General features: G+C 66.9%; 20 protein-coding genes and 1 tRNA gene. 12 read left to right on the top strand and 9 right to left on the bottom strand.

The window, feature by feature from the left end:
- Positions 1–16: 16 nt before the first annotated feature.
- The 3 genes from ACFOOL_RS10720 to ACFOOL_RS10710 all read left to right on the top strand — a co-directional run bounded on the left by ACFOOL_RS10720 (position 17) and on the right by ACFOOL_RS10710 (position 3650).
- Positions 17–1168: a Gfo/Idh/MocA family protein gene (locus ACFOOL_RS10720; RefSeq protein ID WP_380096992.1), complete on the top strand. Its 1152-nt coding sequence runs from the start codon at positions 17–19 to the stop codon at positions 1166–1168.
- Positions 1169–1323: 155 nt separating this feature from the next.
- Positions 1324–2493, top strand: coding sequence for a dihydrodipicolinate synthase family protein (locus tag ACFOOL_RS10715; protein WP_380096991.1), 1170 nt, complete (start codon positions 1324–1326; stop codon positions 2491–2493).
- A 338-nt stretch (positions 2494–2831) separates the two neighbouring features.
- Positions 2832–3650 carry a sugar phosphate isomerase/epimerase family protein gene (locus ACFOOL_RS10710; protein WP_380096989.1) on the top strand — a complete coding sequence of 273 codons (819 nt, stop codon included), beginning with the start codon at positions 2832–2834 and terminating at the stop codon, positions 3648–3650.
- 12 nt (positions 3651–3662) lie between these two features.
- On the opposite strand, the gene ACFOOL_RS10705 is transcribed toward ACFOOL_RS10710, so the two are convergent.
- From ACFOOL_RS10705 to ACFOOL_RS10695, 3 genes are all read right to left on the bottom strand, one after another.
- Positions 3663–4049: a hypothetical protein gene (locus ACFOOL_RS10705; RefSeq protein ID WP_380096987.1), complete on the bottom strand. Its 387-nt coding sequence runs from the start codon at positions 4047–4049 to the stop codon at positions 3663–3665.
- A 214-nt stretch (positions 4050–4263) separates the two neighbouring features.
- Positions 4264–5253: an aldo/keto reductase gene (locus ACFOOL_RS10700; protein WP_380096986.1), complete on the bottom strand. Its 990-nt coding sequence runs from the start codon at positions 5251–5253 to the stop codon at positions 4264–4266.
- A 10-nt stretch (positions 5254–5263) separates the two neighbouring features.
- Entirely contained in the window at positions 5264–6148 is an 885-nt protein-coding gene (locus ACFOOL_RS10695) for an aldo/keto reductase (RefSeq protein WP_380096985.1), read from the bottom strand.
- A gap of 105 nt (positions 6149–6253) precedes the next feature.
- Here ACFOOL_RS10695 and ACFOOL_RS10690 point away from each other — a divergent pair, with 105 nt between their 5' ends.
- Entirely contained in the window at positions 6254–7150 is an 897-nt protein-coding gene (locus ACFOOL_RS10690) for a LysR family transcriptional regulator (protein WP_380097008.1), read from the top strand.
- 113 nt (positions 7151–7263) lie between these two features.
- Here the strand turns inward: ACFOOL_RS10690 and ACFOOL_RS10685 are convergent.
- The 4 genes from ACFOOL_RS10685 to metK form a co-directional block, all read right to left on the bottom strand.
- Positions 7264–7339 (bottom strand) — tRNA-Ala (locus tag ACFOOL_RS10685).
- A gap of 73 nt (positions 7340–7412) precedes the next feature.
- A complete protein-coding gene (locus ACFOOL_RS10680) occupies positions 7413–8078 on the bottom strand; it encodes a flavodoxin reductase (protein WP_380096984.1) in 666 nt (221 codons plus the stop codon).
- A 50-nt stretch (positions 8079–8128) separates the two neighbouring features.
- On the bottom strand, positions 8129–8833 hold the full coding sequence (gene trmB, locus ACFOOL_RS10675) for a tRNA (guanosine(46)-N7)-methyltransferase TrmB (RefSeq protein ID WP_380096983.1): 705 nt from the start codon (positions 8831–8833) through the stop codon (positions 8129–8131).
- A gap of 55 nt (positions 8834–8888) precedes the next feature.
- The gene (gene metK, locus ACFOOL_RS10670; RefSeq protein WP_380096982.1) at positions 8889–10145 is read right to left on the bottom strand and encodes a methionine adenosyltransferase; all 1257 of its coding nucleotides are present in this window, start codon (positions 10143–10145) and stop codon (positions 8889–8891) included.
- Between the two features lie 241 nt (positions 10146–10386).
- Here metK and ACFOOL_RS10665 point away from each other — a divergent pair, with 241 nt between their 5' ends.
- From ACFOOL_RS10665 to ptsN, 7 genes are all read left to right on the top strand, one after another.
- A complete protein-coding gene (locus tag ACFOOL_RS10665) occupies positions 10387–11001 on the top strand; it encodes a ribonuclease D (RefSeq protein WP_380096981.1) in 615 nt (204 codons plus the stop codon).
- A gap of 13 nt (positions 11002–11014) precedes the next feature.
- Positions 11015–11659: a hypothetical protein gene (locus tag ACFOOL_RS10660; RefSeq protein WP_380096980.1), complete on the top strand. Its 645-nt coding sequence runs from the start codon at positions 11015–11017 to the stop codon at positions 11657–11659.
- On the top strand, positions 11659–12117 hold the full coding sequence (locus ACFOOL_RS10655) for an LptA/OstA family protein (protein WP_380096979.1): 459 nt from the start codon (positions 11659–11661) through the stop codon (positions 12115–12117). Before ACFOOL_RS10660 ends, ACFOOL_RS10655 begins: the two co-directional genes overlap by 1 nt.
- Positions 12114–12869: an LPS export ABC transporter ATP-binding protein gene (lptB, locus tag ACFOOL_RS10650; protein WP_380096977.1), complete on the top strand. Its 756-nt coding sequence runs from the start codon at positions 12114–12116 to the stop codon at positions 12867–12869. The genes ACFOOL_RS10655 and lptB overlap by 4 nt, the downstream gene beginning before the upstream one ends.
- Before the next feature lie 434 nt (positions 12870–13303).
- Complete coding sequence (rpoN, locus tag ACFOOL_RS10645; protein WP_380096976.1) at positions 13304–14803, top strand: RNA polymerase factor sigma-54; 1500 nt, start codon at positions 13304–13306, stop codon at positions 14801–14803.
- Positions 14804–15035: 232 nt separating this feature from the next.
- On the top strand, positions 15036–15614 hold the full coding sequence (gene hpf / locus ACFOOL_RS10640) for a ribosome hibernation-promoting factor, HPF/YfiA family (protein WP_380096975.1): 579 nt from the start codon (positions 15036–15038) through the stop codon (positions 15612–15614).
- Positions 15615–15663: 49 nt separating this feature from the next.
- Positions 15664–16128 carry a PTS IIA-like nitrogen regulatory protein PtsN gene (gene ptsN / locus ACFOOL_RS10635; RefSeq protein WP_380096974.1) on the top strand — a complete coding sequence of 155 codons (465 nt, stop codon included), beginning with the start codon at positions 15664–15666 and terminating at the stop codon, positions 16126–16128.
- Between the two features lie 98 nt (positions 16129–16226).
- Here the strand turns inward: ptsN and ACFOOL_RS10630 are convergent, their stop codons facing one another.
- Both ACFOOL_RS10630 and ACFOOL_RS10625 read right to left on the bottom strand, forming a co-directional pair.
- A complete protein-coding gene (locus ACFOOL_RS10630) occupies positions 16227–16511 on the bottom strand; it encodes a DUF1150 family protein (protein ID WP_380096972.1) in 285 nt (94 codons plus the stop codon).
- Between the two features lie 25 nt (positions 16512–16536).
- Positions 16537–16956: an Hsp20 family protein gene (locus ACFOOL_RS10625; RefSeq protein WP_380097006.1), complete on the bottom strand. Its 420-nt coding sequence runs from the start codon at positions 16954–16956 to the stop codon at positions 16537–16539.
- Between the two features lie 122 nt (positions 16957–17078).
- Here ACFOOL_RS10625 and ACFOOL_RS10620 point away from each other — a divergent pair, with 122 nt between their 5' ends.
- Positions 17079–17927 (top strand): glycosyltransferase family 2 protein, encoded by an 849-nt coding sequence (locus tag ACFOOL_RS10620; protein WP_380096971.1) that lies wholly within the window; start codon positions 17079–17081, stop codon positions 17925–17927.
- The last annotated feature ends 32 nt before the right edge of the window (positions 17928–17959 follow it).

The raw sequence follows: 17959 nt of genomic DNA, 5'->3' as shown, positions 1-17959 counted from the left end.
GTTCGGAGGAAATCGCATGGCGCAGAGACGGCTTGGCATCATCATGCACGGGGTCACCGGGCGCATGGGCTACAACCAGCACTTGGTGCGGTCCATCCTGGCCATCCGCGACCAGGGCGGGATCGCGCTCGCCAATGGCGACCGGCTGGTGGTCGACCCGATCATCGTGGGCCGCGACCCCAAAAAGATCGAGGCGCTGGCCAAAAAGCACGACATCGCCCGCTGGGGGACCGACCTGGATGCGGCGCTGGCCAATCCCGACGACGAGATCTTCTTCGACGCGGGCACCACGCTGATGCGGGCGGGCCTGCTGGAGCGGGCGCTGGCCGCTGGCAAGCACGTCTATTGCGAAAAGCCGACCTCGGACGATCTGGAGGTCGCCGTCAATCTGGCCAAGACCGCCCGCGCCTCCGGCCTCAAGCATGGCGTGGTGCAGGACAAGCTGTTCCTGCCGGGGCTGTTGAAACTCAAAATGCTGCGCGACAGCGGCTTTTTCGGCAAGATCCTGTCGGTGCGCGGCGAGTTCGGCTACTGGGTGTTCGAGGGCGACTGGCAGAAGGCCCAGCGCCCCTCCTGGAACTATCGCAAGAACGATGGCGGCGGCATCATCCTCGATATGCTGTGCCACTGGCGCTATGTGATGGACAATCTGTTCGGCGAGGTGCGGGCGGTCTCGTGCCTGGGGGCGACGCATATCCCCCAGCGCGTCGACGAGAACGGCAAGGTGTTCGACTGCGACACCGACGACGCCGCCTATGCCACCTTCGAGCTCGAGGGCGGCGTGATCGCCCAGATCAATTCGAGCTGGACCACGCGGGTGCGCCGCGACGACCTCGTCACCTTCCATGTCGACGGCACCCACGGCTCGGCCGTGGCGGGGCTGCACAAATGCTGGACCCAGCACCGGGTCAACACGCCCAAGCCGGTGTGGAACCCCGACCAGCCGCAGACCATGGACTTCTTCGCCGACTGGGAGGAGGTTCCCGACAACTGGCCGGCCGATAACGGCTTCAAGGCGCAATGGGAGATGTTCCTCAGGCATGTGGCCGAGGACGCTCCCTGGGAATACGGCCTCGAGGCCGGCGCCAAGGGCGTGCAACTGGCCGAGCTGGGATTGCGGAGCTGGGAAGAGCGCCGCTGGCTCGACGTGCCGAAGCTGGAGTTCTGAGGGCAGGGCAAAGGCCCCCTCACCCGCCCCCTTCGGGGCCGATCTCTCCCCCCGGGGAGAGGCGACGCAAGACTAGTCATCGTGCCCCTCTTCACCTCTCCCTGGGGGAGAGGTCGGCGCGCAGCGCCGGGCGAGGGGGCCTTTTGGAGGCCGCTATGCCAAGTATCAACCTGCCCAATCCCGACCGCAGCGTCACGCCCTACAGGCTGACCGGCGAGCCGATTCCGTTCGTCAAGGTCAAGGCCGCCGATTTTCCGCGCGTGGCCTTCGCCGCCGCCCATGTGGTGGCCGACCCGCTGGCCGGCAACGATCCCTGGCTGACCCCGGCGATCGACTGGGACACGACGCTGTCCTTCCGCCATCGCCTCTGGGACCTCGGCCTCGGCGTCGCCGAGGCCATGGATACGGCCCAGCGCGGCATGGGGCTGGGCTGGCCCGAAGCGCAGGAACTGATCCGCCGCTCGCAGGCCGAGGCGCGCACCCGCGACGACGCGCTGATCGCCTATGGCGCCGGCACCGACCATCTCGCCCCCGGCCCCGAGGTCACCATCGACGACATCGTCAGGGCCTATGACGAGCAGGTGGATTTCGTCGAGGGCGAGGGCGGGCAGGTCATCCTCATGGCCAGCCGGGCGCTGGCCGCCGCCGCCCGCTCGCCGGACGATTACGCCCGGGTCTATGGCCATGTGCTGGGCCGGGTGAACCGGCCGGTGATCCTGCACTGGCTGGGCGAGATGTTCGATCCGGCCCTGGCCGGCTATTGGGGCAAGGGCAGCCACGAGGAGGCGATGGATGTCTGCCTCGACGTCATCGCCGCCCATGCCGACAAGGTGGACGGCATCAAGATTTCCCTGCTTTCGGCGGAAAAGGAAATCGCCATGCGCCGGCGGCTGCCGGCGTCGGTGAAGATGTATACCGGCGACGATTTCAACTATGCCGAGCTCATCGCCGGCGACGAGGAGGGCTATTCCCACGCCCTTCTGGGCATTTTCGACGCCATCGCTCCCGCCGCCTCGGCGGGGCTGGCGGCGCTGGGGCGCGGCAATGGCAACGAATTCTTCGACATTCTCGAGCCCACCGTGCCGCTCAGCCGGCATATCTTCGCGGCCCCGACCCGCTTCTACAAGACCGGCGTGGTGTTCCTGGCCTATCTCAACGGCCTGCAGGACCATTTCACCATGGTGGGCGGGCAGCAATCGACGCGCTCCCTGCAGCATCTGGCCGAACTGTTCCGCCTCGCCGACCAGGCGCGGGTGCTGGCCGATCCGGAGCTGGCGACCAGGCGCATGCAGGCGGTGCTGGCCGTTCACGGCCTGTCCACGTGAACCCGGAGGATCTGGTCTTGGCCTCCCTCCCCCTTGAGGGGGAGTGTTTACAATGGGCTGCTGGCACAATTTATCCCCCACACCGGGCTTCCCTCGGGCTTGACCCGAGGGCCTCTGTCCACGTGCAAGAAACTCGGGTTTCGGGGCTCCCAGGCCGGCCCTCGGGTCGAGCCCGAGGGCAGCACAGCGTTGGTGTGGGCAATAACGATCGAACCAGAAGCGTCCAAAGTAAACACTCCCCCCTTGAGGGGAGGGTTCGGACTCCCGGATAATCCCCAACCCCCACCCCCGACCCCTCCCCTCAAGGGGGAGGGGAGACATGAACCGAGGCATTTCACATGAGTAAAATCTCGCTCAACCTGGCCACGACGCGGGCGCAATGGGGCTTTGCCGAGGCGGTGGAGGGGTGCCTCAGGGCCGGCATCACCGCCATCTCGCCCTGGCGCGACCAGATCGCCGCGATCGGGCTCGAGGAGGCCGCCCGCATCGTGCGCGACAACGGCCTGCAGGTGACCGGGGTATGCCGGGGCGGCATGTTCCCGGCCGAAACCGCGCAGGGACGGCAGGCCGGCATCGACGACAATCTGCGCGCCATCGACGAGGCGGCGGCCCTCAATGCCGATTGCCTGGTGCTGGTGGTGGGGGGATTGCCGGGCGCCTCCAAGGACCTGCCCGGCGCCCGCGCCCAGGTGGCCGAGGGCATCGCCGCCATGCTGCCCCATGCCAGGGCCTCGGGGGTCAGGATCGCCATCGAGCCGCTCCATCCCATGTATGCGGCGGACCGGGCCTGCGTGAACACCATCGACCAGGCGCTCGACATCTGCGAGACGCTGGGCGAGACGGTGGGCGTCGCCATCGACGTCTATCACGTCTGGTGGGACCCTTATCTGGCGCGCGCCATTGCCCGCGCCGGGCGGATGAAGCGCATCTTCGCCCATCATATCTGCGACTGGCTGGTGCCGACGCGCGACATGCTCAACGATCGCGGCATGATGGGCGACGGGGTGATCGATCTCAAATCCATCCGCGCCATGATCGAGGAGGCCGGCTATCACGGCCCGCAGGAGGTGGAAATCTTCTCGACCGAGAACTGGTGGAAGCGGCCCGGCGACGAGGTGCTGTCGGTGATCAAGGAGCGGGTGGCCAGCGTGTGCTGAGGCCGGGCCCGGTTACACGCGATAGAATACCAGCGTCTCGCAGAAGATCACCACCTGGCAACCGGTGATCTCGACGGTGTCGGGCGTCGTCAGCGTCACCTTGGCGGCGGCCCGGCGCCCTTCATAGAGCACGGTGCCTTCCCATCTGTTGGGCGCGATCTGCTCGGCCTCGACCACCTGCTGGTTCACATAGGCCATGTTCTCGGGGGTGCGCGATTCGCCCTGGATGTCGTTGAGCACGCCGCATAGCGTGGTGCCGTCGCCGCACAGCGAAAAGGTGAAGGTGGTGCCCTCGGCGTCCATCCAGCGGCCGTTGATATCGGCGGGATCGGCCAGGGCGGGCGCCGCCGCGGCGCCCAGCAACACCCCGGCGGCGAGGATGATCCTTGCAATGGTCATGTCGGTTCTCCGTCTGCTTCGGCGCCCTCCGCTCGCCATTACCGATGCGAAACCACCCGGAAAACCGGCATCCGGTTTTCGGCTCGATGGTTTCGGGTGACACGGGGTCAACGCCGCTCGATGCGGCCGGGTTGCGCCAAAAATCCGGTCGGGCGGCTTCCCGAAAGCGGACCGACATAGCCGATAAAGTTCGGGGCGCCGTAGCGCCCCTTGCTTATCGTCCTGCCATGGCCTTGTTCTCGGGCGGGTAGCGGTCCCCCGCCATTTCCACGCCGGCCAGGGCCGCTTCGATGGAGTTGAGGTCGGCGGCATCGAGCACGATTTCCGCGGCGACGATATTCTCTTCGAGCCGATGCAGTTTCGTGGTCCCCGGGATGGGGACGATCCAAGGCTTTTGGGCCAGGAGCCATGCCAGCGCAATCTGCGCGGCCGTTGCCTGCTTTTCCGCCGCCACTTTGTTGATCACGTCCACAAAGACCTGGTTGGCCTGCCGGTTTTCAGCCGAGAAGCGCGGCTGCTTGCTGCGGAAGTCGTCGGCGCCGAAGCTCCGGTCCGCGCCGACCGTGCCGGTCAGGAAGCCCTTGCCCAGCGGCGCGAACGGCACGAAGCCGATCCCCAGTTCCTCGAGCAGCGGAATGATCTGCTGTTCCGGTTCGCGGAACCAGAGCGAATATTCGCTCTGCAGCGCCGTGACCGGATGAACGGCGTGGGCACGGCGGATCGACTGGACGCCGGCTTCGGACATGCCGAAATGGCGAATCTTGCCCTGGTCCACCAGTTCCTTGATGGCGCCCGCCACGTCTTCCATGGGCGTGTTCGGATCGACGCGGTGCTGGTAATAGAGGTCGATATAGTCGGTCTGCAGACGCTTGAGCGAGCCTTCGACGACCTTGCGGATATGATCCGGCTTGCTGAGCGGCTGGCGGGCGAAGCCCGAGCTGCCCTCGATGTCGAAGCCGAACTTGGTGGCGATGACCACCTGCTCGCGGACCGGCTTCAGGGCCTCCCCGACCAGTTCTTCATTGGCGTAGGGTCCATAAACCTCAGCGGTATCGAAGAAGGTTTCGCCGCGCTCGACAGCAGCGCGGATCAGCTTGATGGCCTCCTGCTTGTCCATGGCGGGCCCGAAGGCGGCGCTCATGCCCATGCAGCCCAGCCCAATGGCAGACACCTCAAGGCCTTGTCCCAGTGTGCGTTTCTTCATCGTTTTCTCCTCAAGCTTCCGGAATTTCGCGGCTGAATGTTTCGAGCGTGATGTTGTCCGGCACCGGGCCGCCCCGCTCATCGGTATTCAGGGCGTCGATGGCGGCCAGTTGTTCCGGCGTCAGCTCGAAATCAAAAATGTCGTAATTCTGGGCAATACGCGCCGGCCGGACCGATTTGGGGATCACCGAACGGCCTTCCTGCACGCCCCAGCGCAGCATCACCTGCGCGGCGGATTTGCCGTGCGCCTTGGCGATGCCCAGGATCACGGGATCTTCGAGCGTGCTCCTGGAAAAGCCCGGACGGTAGAACGTGATGCCGCCGATCGGCGCCCAGGCCTGCGTCAGGATGCCGTGCCTGGCGTGAAGCGCCTGCAGTTCGGGCTGCTGGAAATAGGGGTGGACCTCGATCTGGTTGACCGCCGGCACGATTTTGATCTCGGGGAGAAATCGCTCGAGATGCTGCGGCATGAAATTGCTGACGCCGATCGCGCGGACCTTGCCGTCGGCGAGCAGCGTTTCCAGGGCGCGGTAGGCCGCGAGCGTCTTGTCAAAGGCCGAGGGGAGCGGCTGGTGCAGGATCAGCAGGTCGATCTGCTCGACACCGAGCTTGCCGGCGCTTTTGGTGAAGCTATGGAGCGTTTCGTCATAGCCGTAATCATTGATCCAGATCTTGGTCTCGACAAAAACGTCGGACCGGGCCAGGCCGGAGGCCTTTATGGCGGCACCGACGCCGCGCTCATTGCCATAGGAGGCAGCCGTATCGATATGGCGATAGCCGACCCGCAGGGCCTCGGCGACGGCGGCCCTGGTTTCATCGGGCGGCGTCTGGAAGACGCCAAAACCCAGAGCCGGCATGGTCACGCCGTTGTTCAATGTGAAGGCCGGAACCGTCATTCTCCCTCCTTGGGTGTCCTTGCCGTCGTGACCCGAAAGATAGCCCTGCCCTTCACTGCCGATTAGGCGCTATAATCTTAATCTGCTTGTTAGGAGGGCTTCAAAATCGCTCGTGCTGACTACAACAATCTCGCGGCCTTCGCGGCCATCGCCCGCGCCAGGAGCTTCACCCGCGCCGCGGCCGAGACCGGGGTTTCTCCATCGGCGCTCAGCCAGACCATGCGCGCCCTGGAGGAGCGGCTCGGCTACCGGCTCCTGACCCGGACGACGCGCAGCGTCTCCACCACCGAGGCGGGCGAACGCCTGCTGGCCGCCATCGCCCCTCGTTTTGAGGAGATCGAGGCCGAACTCGCCGCAATGGGGGAGCTGCGCGACCGCCCGGCCGGCCTGGTGCGGATCACCTGCAGCGAGCGCGCCGCCGAGACGGTGCTCTGGCCAAAGCTGGCCGCCGGCCTGGTCGACTTTCCGGACGTCAGGGTCGAGCTGTTCATCGACCATGGCTTTACCGACATTGCCGCCGAACGGTTCGACGCCGGGGTGAGGCTGGGCGAGAGCGTCGAGAAGGACATGATCGCCGTCCGCATCGGACCGGATATGCGCATGGTGGCGGTGGCATCGCCGGCCTATCTTGCCGACCGCGTGGCGCCGGCAACGCCGCAGGAGCTGGTGGCTCACACCTGCATCAATCTGCGCCTCTCGACCGGCGGCAGCCTTTATGCCTGGGAATTCGAGAAAAATGGCCACCCCTTGCGGGTCAAGGTCGATGGACAGTTCACCTTCAACACCATCCGCCCGATGGTCAACGCGGCGCTGCAGGGGTTCGGCATTGCCTATATTCCCGAGGACAGCGCGCAACCTCACCTTGCAACCGGCGCGCTCGTGCAAGTGCTGGACGACTGGTGCCAGCCCTTCTCCGGCTTCCACCTCTATTACCCGAGCCGCAGGCAAATGAACCCGGCCTTCGCACTGGTCATTGACGTGCTTCGTCACAGGACGAAATAGCACCGGCCAAGCGGATGCAAGGCCGCGAGGGCGGCGACCTTTTGCGCATGCCCAAGCGGCGCCGGAACGCCGGCCAGCAAAAACTCAATTGAATAATGATTTCCAGGCCGGAATGGTGGAGCTGAGCGGGATCGAACCGCTGACCTCGTCATTGCGAACGACGCGCTCTCCCAACTGAGCTACAGCCCCGCACCGGGGGCGTATATGGCGCGATTGCCCCGGCAGCGCAAGGGGGATTCGCCGCCGGGCCGGAAAATCCGGGTCAGCGTTCCCAGGTGACGTTGGCGACGTCGGCGCCGGCATCCTCGAGCAGGCCGCGCAGGTCGCTCACCATCTCGTCCGGGCCGCACAGGTAGAAATTGCCGCCGAAATCCTTGACGTGGCGCTCGAGGAAACCGGCGTCGATCCGTTCCTGCAACAGGCTCGAGCCGGGATCGCCGGTGACGGTCCAGAGCACGTCGAGGCCCTCCATGGCCTCGAACTCCTCGCGCAGGATGATGTCCTTCTCCGTCTGGTTGGAGACGATCAGCCGGTTGCCGGCGATCTTTCCGGTGGCGTCGAGATGGCGCAATATGGCGATGAACGGGGTCACCCCGGCACCGCCGGCGATGAAGGTGCCCGGCCCGCGATACTGGATCGTGCCCCAGACGTCGCGCAGGATGAGCCGGTCGCCGGCCCCCAGCGACCACAACTGGTTGGTGACGCCCTGATGGTCGAAATAGCTTTTTATGGTGAATTCGAGCGTTTCGGCATCGGGCAGGCAGGTGAAGGTGAAGGGCCGCTTCCTGTCGCGCCACCCCTGCTTGTCGATGCTCACTTCCGTCGCCTGGCCGGGGGAAAAGCCGTAGTTCTTGGGCCGCTCCAGCCGGTAGTGACGCACATTGTGGGTGACCGGAACGGTATCGAGAATGGTGACGCTGATCTGCATGCCTGCCTCCTGCTGTGTGGACAACAGGCAATAGGCGGGGCCGGTTCCGCTCAGGTCCGCACGAAGGCGAAATAGAAGCTCGTCAGCCGCCCTTCGCGCCGCGCCTTGCGCTCATAGCGGGTCGGCTGCCAGCCCGGATAGGGCTCGTGCCACCCGCCCGGCGCCTCGGGGGCGAAGCGGAAGGACGGCGTCCGCAGGATATGGGCCAGGGTCCAGTCGGCGTAATCCTCGATATCGGTGGCGAAGTAGAACCGCCCGCCCGGGCGCAGCACCCGCGCCAGCTCGGCCAGCGTCGTGGGCGAGACGAAGCGGCGCTTGTGGTGGCGCGTCTTGGGCCAGGGATCGGGATAGAGCAGATAGACCGCGTCCAGCGACGCCCTGGGCAGGGCCAGCAGCAGCTTGAGCGCGTCGTCGGTATAGAGAAGGACATTGTCCAGGCCCCCGGCGGCGATGGCCTGCACCATCTTGCCGATGCCGCCGGTGAAGACCTCGCAACCGATAAAGCCGGTCCCGGGCTCCTCGGCGGCTTTGCGCGCCAGATGCTCGCCCCCGCCATAACCGATCTCGACCACGATGCGCTCCGCCCCGGGAAACAGCGATGCCGGGTCGAGCGCGCCGGCGAGCCGGATCTCCACCTGCGGCAGCAATTCCTCGACAAGCGCTTTCTGGCCGCCATGCAGCGTCTTGCCGGCGCGGCGGCCGAAAAAGGCGCGCGGCGCGCCGGCGCGGGTCTTGGGAAGCTGATGCGCGGTCATGCGAGCCTTGAAGCGAATGGAGCGCCCCGGTGATAATCCATCCGGGGACGCAATGCTACCGGACCGCCTCCTTCAGCGCCTTGACCAGGTCGGTCCTTTCCCAGGAGAAGGAACCGTCCCGCCCGGCCTTGCGGCCGAAATGGCCATAGGCGGCAGTCTTGGCGTAGATGGGCCGGTTGAGGTCGAGATGGGTGCGGATGCCGCGCGGGGTCAGGTCCATCACCTGGGCCAGCGCCTTTTCCAGCCTTTCCTCCTCCACCTTGCCGGTGCCGTGCAGGTCGACATAGATCGAGAGCGGCTCGGCCACGCCGATGGCGTAGGAGAGCTGGATGGTGGCGCGGTCGGCCAGCCCCGCCGCGACGACGTTCTTGGCCAGGTAGCGCGCCGCATAGGCGGCCGAGCGGTCGACCTTGGTGGGGTCCTTGCCCGAAAAGGCGCCCCCGCCATGGGGCGCGGCGCCGCCATAGGTGTCGACGATGATCTTGCGGCCGGTCAGGCCCGCATCGCCGTCGGGGCCGCCGACGACGAACTTGCCGGTGGGATTGACGTGCCAGATGGTGTCGGCGCCGATCCAGCCCTCGGGCAGGGCGGCGCGGATATAGGGCTCGACGATCTCGCGCACATCCGCGGAGGTCAGCGTCTCGTCCAGATGCTGGGTCGAGAGCACGATCTGGGTGACGCCCACCGGCTTGCCGTCCTCGTAGCGCACCGTCACCTGGCTCTTGGCGTCGGGGCCGAGCTTGCCGGCCGGGCCGTGATTGGCCTTGCGCGCCTCGGTCAGGGTTTCCAGGATCTTGTGGGCGTAATAGATCGGGGCGGGCAGCAATTCGGGCGTCTCGCGGCTGGCATAGCCGAACATGATGCCCTGGTCGCCGGCGCCCACATCCTTGTTGCCGGCCTCGTCCACGCCCTGGGCGATATCGGCCGACTGGCCGTGCAGCAGCACGTCGATGCGGCAGGTCTTCCAGTGGAAACCCGACTGCTCGTAGCCGATGGAGCGGATGGCGCGGCGGGCGGCGGAGCGGAACCGGGCCGGATTGACCACCGGCGCGCCGGCGGCGTCGAGCAGCACCTTGCCGTCCTTGCCCTTGCGCAGCAGGCTGTCGGGCACGCGCACTTCCCCGGCGATGATCACGCGATTGGTGGTGGCCAGGGTCTCGCAGGCGATGCGCACCTGGGCGGGGTCCATGCCGGTCTTGCGGGCTTCCTTGAACACCAGATCGACGATCTCGTCGGAAATGCGGTCGCAGACCTTGTCGGGATGGCCCTCGGAAACCGATTCCGAGGTGAACAGATAGTTGGAGCGGGCCACGTTAAACCTCTTTGCAAGTGGCGAGGGCGCACGCGGGAGTGCGCGCGTGGGGACAGCTTCCCCACACTTTCGGTGCCGGTTTTCGCAGGTCCTCGGGCGGAAAGCAATAGCGACATAAAGAAAGCTTTATATCGATAGGGGCCGCTGCGGGGAATATTCCGCCCCCGGGCCGGGCGCTGACGCCTTTTCTTGGCCGGCGCTCTGTGCCAAGGAAGGGCCGGACACCAGAAGCGGGACCGACATGGCCATCAGAGTGCATCGCGGCGATCTGCCCAATCTTTCCAATTACGGCCGCGAAGTGGCGATCGATACCGAGACCATGGGCCTCGACCCCCACCGGGACCGGCTCTGCGTGGTGCAGCTCTCGCCCGGCGACGGCAGCGCCGACGTGGTGCAGATTCCGCAGGACGCCACCGAGGCGCCCAACCTGGTCAAGCTGCTCGCCGATCCGGGCGTCACCAAGATCTTCCACTATGCCCGGTTCGACGTCGCCGTGCTCCAGCACCGGTTCGGCGTGGTCACCGGCCCGGTCTATTGCACCAAGATCGCCTCGCGCCTGGTGCGCACCTATACCGACCGGCACGGCCTCAAGGACCTGGTGCGCGAACTGCTCAATGTCGAATTGTCCAAGCAGCAGCAGAGCTCGGACTGGGGCGGGGAAAAACTCTCGGACGCCCAGCTCGACTATGCCGCCTCCGACGTGCTCTACCTGCACGACCTCAAGCGCCATCTCGACCGCATGCTGGCCCGCGAGGGGCGCACCGAGCTCGCCCGCGCCTGCTTCGATTTCCTCAAGACGCGCTGCGCGCTCGATCTTCTGGGCTGGGACGAGACCGACATCTTCGCCCATAGCTGAGCGGACGGGACCCGTGCCGGCCGCCGCCTCCCCCCAGATCCACCGCCGCCTGGCCCGGCGAAACCGCGTGGTGGCGGGGCTGCGCCTGATGGTGCCGGCGCTGGGGGCGCTGGTGCTGCTGGCGCTGGGAGCGCAGATCTATCTGGCCAGCTTCACCGGCCGCTTCGAGATCGGCCAGGTCACCGTCACCCCCGAGGCGATCAATATCGACGCGCCCGAATATGTGGGGGTGCTGGAAGACGGCTCGGTCTACCGGGTCTGGGCCAATTCAGCCCGCGCCGCCACCGCGCGGACCGACCTCATCGACCTGTTCGAGGCCGAGCTGGTGCTCAGCCGCATCGACGGCGTGCAGCTCGAGGCGCAGGCGGCGCGGGCCCAGCTCGACACCACCAGCCAGCTCACCCTGGTGCCGGGCCTGGCCGATGTCGCCGATTCCACCGGCACGGTGGGCACGCTCTACGATTCGGTGTTCGACTGGAATGCGCAGATGCTCACCAGCCGGGGACCGGTCGCCATCGACTATGCCGACGGCTCCACGGTGCGGGCCGAGGGCCTCACCTATGACGCCGCCGCGATCGTCTGGACTTTTACCCGCTCGAGGGTCACCCTGCCTACGACCCCCGGCGAGGACGCGCCCGCCGCGGACGGAGACCCATGATGCGCAACCGCCTGGCCTTGCCCATTCTCGCGGCCCTGCTCGCGCCCGTGGCGGCGCTGGCGCAAAGCCCGGTCGAGATCACCTCCGACCAGTTCGTGATGAACGAGGCCGAGCACGAGGCGGTGTTCACCGGCAATGTCGTCGTGGTCCACCCCAATGTCACGGTCTGGGCGCCCCGGGTCGTGGCCACCTATGGCGAGGGCGGCACCTCCGACATCGAGACCTTCCTCGCCTCGGGCGGCAATGTGCGCCTCAAGACCAAGGACCAGGACGCCACCGGCGACCAGGCGCTCTATACGCCGGGCGACCAGTTGCTGCGCCTCACCGGCAATGTGCGGGTGGTCAATGCCAGCGGCACGGTCGACGCCACCGAACTGGTGGTCAACCTGGCTACCAATGTCTCGACCTTCACCTCCTCGGGCAGCGGGCGCGTCACCGGGGTGTTCACCTCGCAATGAGCACCGAGGCCCGCCCGCGCATCGACCAGACGGGCTGGCTGGTCGCCCACAGCCTCGCCAAGAGCTTTGGCAAGAGGGCGGTGGTGCGCGACGTGTCGCTGGCGGTGCGGCGCGGCGAGGCGGTGGGGCTGCTGGGGCCCAACGGGGCGGGCAAGACCACGGTTTTCACCATGATCATGGGCCTGGTGCGGCCCGACGGGGGAAAGATCCTGCTCGACGGGGAGGTCATCACCCGCCTGCCGCTGTTCCAGCGCGGGCAATTGGGCATCGGCTATCTGCCGCAGGAACCCTCCATCTTCCGCGGCCTCACCGTCGCCGACAATATCATGGCGGTGCTGGAGAACACGGTGCGCGACCGCAAGGAGCGCCGGGGCCGCCTCAACTCGCTGCTCGAGGAATTCTCCATCACCCATCTGGCCCGCGCCAATGCGCTGGCGCTCTCGGGCGGCGAGCGGCGGCGCGTCGAGATCGCCCGGGCGCTGGCCGCCGATCCGGTGTTCATGCTGCTCGACGAGCCCTTCGCCGGGGTCGACCCCATCGCCGTGGCCGAGGTCAAGGGCCTGGTGCGCCAGCTCACCCAACGCGGCATCGGCGTCCTCATCACCGACCATGCGGTGCGCGAGACGCTGGGCCTGGTGGACCGCGCCTATCTCATCCATGGCGGCCGGGTGATGATCCAGGGTCGCCCCGAAACCATCTCCGCCGACCCCGAAGCCCGCCGCGTCTATCTGGGCGACAGTTTTTCCATCTAGAGGCTTTCATGTTTTGACGGAATCGGCGACCAGCGCTCCCTCCCCCTTGAGGGGAGGGTTTACTTTGGACGCTTCTGGTTTGATCGTTGTTGTCCACACCAACGCTGTGCTGCCCTCGGGCTTGACCCGAGGGCCGGCCTGGGCGCCCCGAAACCCGGGTTTCCTGCACGTGGGCAGAGGCCCTCGGGTCAAGCCCGAGGGAAGCCCGGTGTGGGGGATAAATTGTGCCAGCAGCCCATTGTAAACAATCCCCGCCTCCCCTTGAGGGGAGGGGAGCAAGAAGGCGCTGATCCGCTTGACAGTGAAAGGCTCCAGGAGAGAAGGAAAGAGGGAACACGGCGCCCTGGCACGGAACTTGCTTCGACACTTGTCGGGCGGGGAAAATTGCGCCATGGTCGGCTCGAATCGCCCCACCAGACGAGAGGCCGGGAACCATGGCGCTGACGCCGCGGCTGGAGTTCCGCCAGTCCCAAAGCCTGACGCTGACGCCGCAACTGATGCAGTCGATCCGGCTGCTGCAGCTCAGCCATCTCGAGCTCAACGCCTTCGTCGAGGCCGAATTGCTGCGCAATCCCCTGCTCGAGCGCGAGGAGGGCGACGGGGATGGCGAGCCGGCGGCGGCGCCCGAGCCGGCCGGGGAAAGCGGGCATGAGGACGCCGTCGCCGCCGGCGAGCGCATCCGGGACGCCGGCGAGATCGCCGAGAGCTTCGATACGGCGGTGGAGAACGTCTTTCCCGACGCGGTGCCGCGCGAACTGGGCCTGGGCACCGGCCCCGACCGCAGCGGCTCGTTCGAAGGCGGCGAGGCCCCCGATCTCGACCAGTTCGTCGCCAGCCGGCCGCTCCTGGCCGATCATCTGGAAGCCCAGGCGCAGCTAATGCTGCGCCATCCGGCCGACCGGCTGATCGCCCGCCACCTGATCGATGGGCTCGACGAGGCCGGTTATCTCAGGGTCGAGCCCGAGGCCGTCGCCGCGCTGCTGGGAGCGGAGCCCGAGGACGTGATGGCGGTGCTGGCGGCGCTGCAAGGCTGCGATCCGCCCGGCATCTTCGCCCGCTCGCTCGCCGAATGCCTCGCCCTCCAGCTCCGCGAGCGCGACCGCCTCGACCCGATGATGCAGCGCCTGCTCGACCATCTGCCGCTGCTGGCCAGCCACGACATCAAGGCGCTGCTCGGGACGGTCGGCTGCGACCGCGAGGACCTGGCCGACATGCTGGAGGAACTGCGCCGGCTCGACCCCCGGCCCGGCCTCGCCTTCGACAGCGGGCCGGTCGAGGCGGTAGTGCCCGACGTCTTCGTGCGGGCCGCCCCCGGCGGGGGCTGGCAGGTCGAGCTCAATGCCGACGTGCTGCCGCGCGTGCTGGTCGACCGGCGCTATTATGCCACGGTCAGCGGCAAGGCCCGCGACCCGGCGGAAAAGACCTTCCTCTCCGAATGCCTGGCCAGCGCCAACTGGCTGACGCGCAGCCTCGACCAGCGGGCCCAGACCATCACCCGCGTCGCCGCCGAGATCGTGCGCCGGCAGGATGGCTTCCTCGCCCATGGGGTGGCGCATCTGAAGCCGATGACGCTGCGGCTGGTCGCCGACGCCATCGACATGCACGAATCCACCGTCAGCCGCGTCACCGCCAACAAATATCTCGCGACGCCGCGCGGCCTCTACGAGATGAAATACTTCTTCACCACGGCCATCGCCGCGGCCGATGGCGGCGAGGAGCATTCGGCCGAGGCGGTGCGCCACCGCATCCGCCAGCTCATCGAGGCCGAGCCGGCCCATGCCGTCCTGTCGGACGACGCCATCGCCGACATGCTGCGCGAGGAGCAGGGGATCGAACTGGCCCGCCGCACCGTGGCCAAATATCGCGAGGGCATGAACATTCCCTCCTCGGTCATCCGCCGGCGCCGGAAACGGGACGCGGCAGCGCTCGGCTGAGCGGCGCCGGCGCGCAAATCAGCACGGACGAAGGCTATGTGGCATGATCCGGGCTGTCACCCCCTGAATTGCCCCGATGGGCGGGTTTGGCGATGGACAGCCGGGCCGGACGGGGACTAGCATCCGGAATGTCGAGACCCCACATCGGAGGTATCGGCAGGCGTGATCCCGTCAAGCCGGGAACGGCTTTCGGATTTCGCGTCGAGCCAAACGACCGAAAGGAACACGAGCCATGACCTTACGCGTTTCGGGAAAGAATATGGATGTCGGCGATGCCCTGCGGGGCAAGGCGGAGGAGCATTTCGCCAATGTTGTCGGAAAATATTTCGACGGCGGCTATGACGGCCATCTGACCCTGACTCCGGACGGCATTGGTTACCGCGCCGATTGCGTGGTGCATCTGGATTCGGGCGCCACGCTGCAGGCCAGCGCCCAGGCGGGCGACGCCACCGCCGCCTATGAAGTGATGGCGTTCAACATCGAAAAGCGCCTGCGGCGCTATAACCGCAAGCTCAAGCAGCACCGGCGCGGCAACGGCACGACCGGCCTCGACGGCTTCACCGCCCAGCACACGGTTTTCGGCGCTCCGGAGGGGGTGGACGAGCTCGACGAGGACTACGCGCCCCCGGTGATCGCCGAATCGACCCAGAACCTGCGCCAGATGAGCGTCGAGGAGGCGGTGATGGACCTGGACCTGAGCGGTCAGCAGGTTGTGATGTTCCGCCACGCTGGACATGGCGGCCTGAATGTGGTCTACCGCCGCGCTGACGGCAATATCGGCTGGATCGATCCGGCCCTGGGCGCCAATTGACGCGCGCGCCATGCCAACACGCGAGCGAGTAAAATCCTAAGGCAGATTGATGGAATTGGCCGATATACTGGCGGAGCATGCGGTGCTCACCTGCACCGGCGTGACCACGAAGCGCCAGCTGTTTGAAATCCTTTCCGAAAAGGCAGCCGAGCTCACGGGCTTTCCGCAGGCGGTGATCCTGGAGGCCCTGCTGGGCCGCGAGGAACTGGGCTCCACGGGCCTGGGGAACGGCATCGCCATTCCCCACGGCAAGATCAGCGGCCTCACCGGCGTGACCGCGGTGTTCGCGCGGCTGGACGAGCCGATCGAATTCGATGCGGTGGACGACCAGCCGGTGGACCTGGTGATCATGCTGCTGGCCCCGGTGGGGGCCGGCGCCGACCACCTCAAGGCGCTCTCGCGCGTGGCGCGCCTGTTGCGCACCGAATCCGTGGTGGAGCAATTGCGGGCCGAAACCGACCCGGCCCGCCTCCACGCCGTGCTGATCACGCCGCTGGAAGCCTGCGCCGCCTGAGCCGGGCCAAAGACCGACATGAAACAAAACCCCCGAGGCCGCGCCGGCCTCGGGGGTTTTGGTTTATCGGTGCAATCAACTGAAACCGGAACCGGCGATCAGTGCAGCGTCGCCACGCCGATATTCTGGTCGCCCAGCCATTCGCTGACCGCCTCGGCGGTGTCGGCCACCATGAGCGGCGTGCCGTCGGCGGACATGACCAGGTGATATTGCGTCGTGGCGTCGAATTCGGCGTCCCGGATCATGCCCGAGAGCACCAGGCCCGAAACCGGCTTGATATAGGCGACCGCGTCGCCGCCCAGAGCCGCGAACTGGGCGCGCGTCAGGTGCCGCAGGGGGTTGGCGGCCTCGGCCGCGATCTCGGTATTGCGTTTGTCCATCATTGCGTCGGCCCTTTCCTGAACTTCCTCACGCTGAGCGAATGTCGATGTTTCGGGCGATCCTGGGCGCGCGGGGGCGCTCAAGGGTGATAACGAGCATGCCATGGTCCAGGGTTGCATCCTTGACCTCCATGCCGTCGGCGAGGAGGAAATTGCGCTGGAACTGGCGGGAGGCGATGCCGCGATGCAGATAGTCGCGCTCCGGCTCGTCCTTCTGTCTGCCGCGCACCTGGAGCTGGTTGTCCTCGACGCTCACCTCCAGCTCGCTGCGGGCGAAACCCGCCACGGCGATGGAGACGAGGAAGGTCTCGGCGCCGTCCGCATCCTGGCTGCGCTCGATATTATAGGGCGGATAGCCGTCGGCCGCGCGGGCCAGGCGATCGATGCGCTCCTCGAAACTGTCGAAGCCGAGGAGGAAGGGGGCGGAAAATACCGAGATACGCGACATGCACTGGTCGTCCTTGATCATCAAGCAACGTCGTGCGCCGACCCGGAAACAGTGGCATCGGCGGCACGGGCCAGATATGGGTCGGAGGTCCCATCGGTTCAAGTCCAGCCCCGGTCATGCCCATGCGCCAGACGATCGCCGTCATCACCCCGGCCTATCGGGCCGCCGCCACCCTGCCCGAGACGGTGCGCAGCGTGCTCGGGCAGACCCACGCCCATTGGCAGCACTGGATTATCGCCGATGACGGGCTCGACTACGCGGCCCTGCTGGCCGAACACGGGCTGGCCGATCCGCGGCAGGTGTTCCTCTCCAGCGGCGGGGTGGGGCGCGGCGCCTCGGTCGCCCGCAACGCGGCGCTCGAGGCGCTCGAGACGCCCTATGCCGCCATTCTCGACGCCGACGACCGGCTCAAGCCGCAAAAGCTCGAAATGGTGCTGGCGGCGCTGACGAGGCATGGCATCGTCACCACGGCGCTCGACGTCATGGATGCCGGTTTCACCCATCTGCGCCATGTCGGGGCGGGGCCGGACCGGGCACTGCGCCCGGGGGCGCACAAATGGGTGAACCTGTCGATGGATTCGATGATCGCCTGGGACCGGCGGCGCGGCGAGGAGCGCTACGATCCGGGCCTGAGCAACATGACCGACCTGGAATTCCTCCTGCAGCTCTATCGCACCAATGCCCAGGGCCTGCATCTGGGCACGCCGCTGCACGATTACGTCAAGCGCGACAATTCGATGAGCAACGGCAAGGACGTCGCCGCCGGCATGATCGCCTCGAAAACCGAGATCCTGCGGCGCCTGGAGAGCGGCCATTACGGGCTCGCCCCGGCCGATGTCGAGGGGCTCGCCGCATTCCTGCGCGTCTCGCTGGCGGCGGAGGCCGGCTATGGCGCCGCCCTTGCGGCGCGGCCGGGCCTGCTGTTCGAGGACCATATCGAGCCCATGCTGGCCGCGGCACGCAAGGGCTGACGCCGGCGGGACTTGCCTTTGCCGCCACTTCC

The organism is Devosia honganensis (assembly GCF_042648785.1).
Lineage (GTDB): Bacteria > Pseudomonadota > Alphaproteobacteria > Rhizobiales > Devosiaceae > Devosia > Devosia honganensis.
This window is presented reverse-complemented; position numbering and strand designations above follow the sequence as displayed.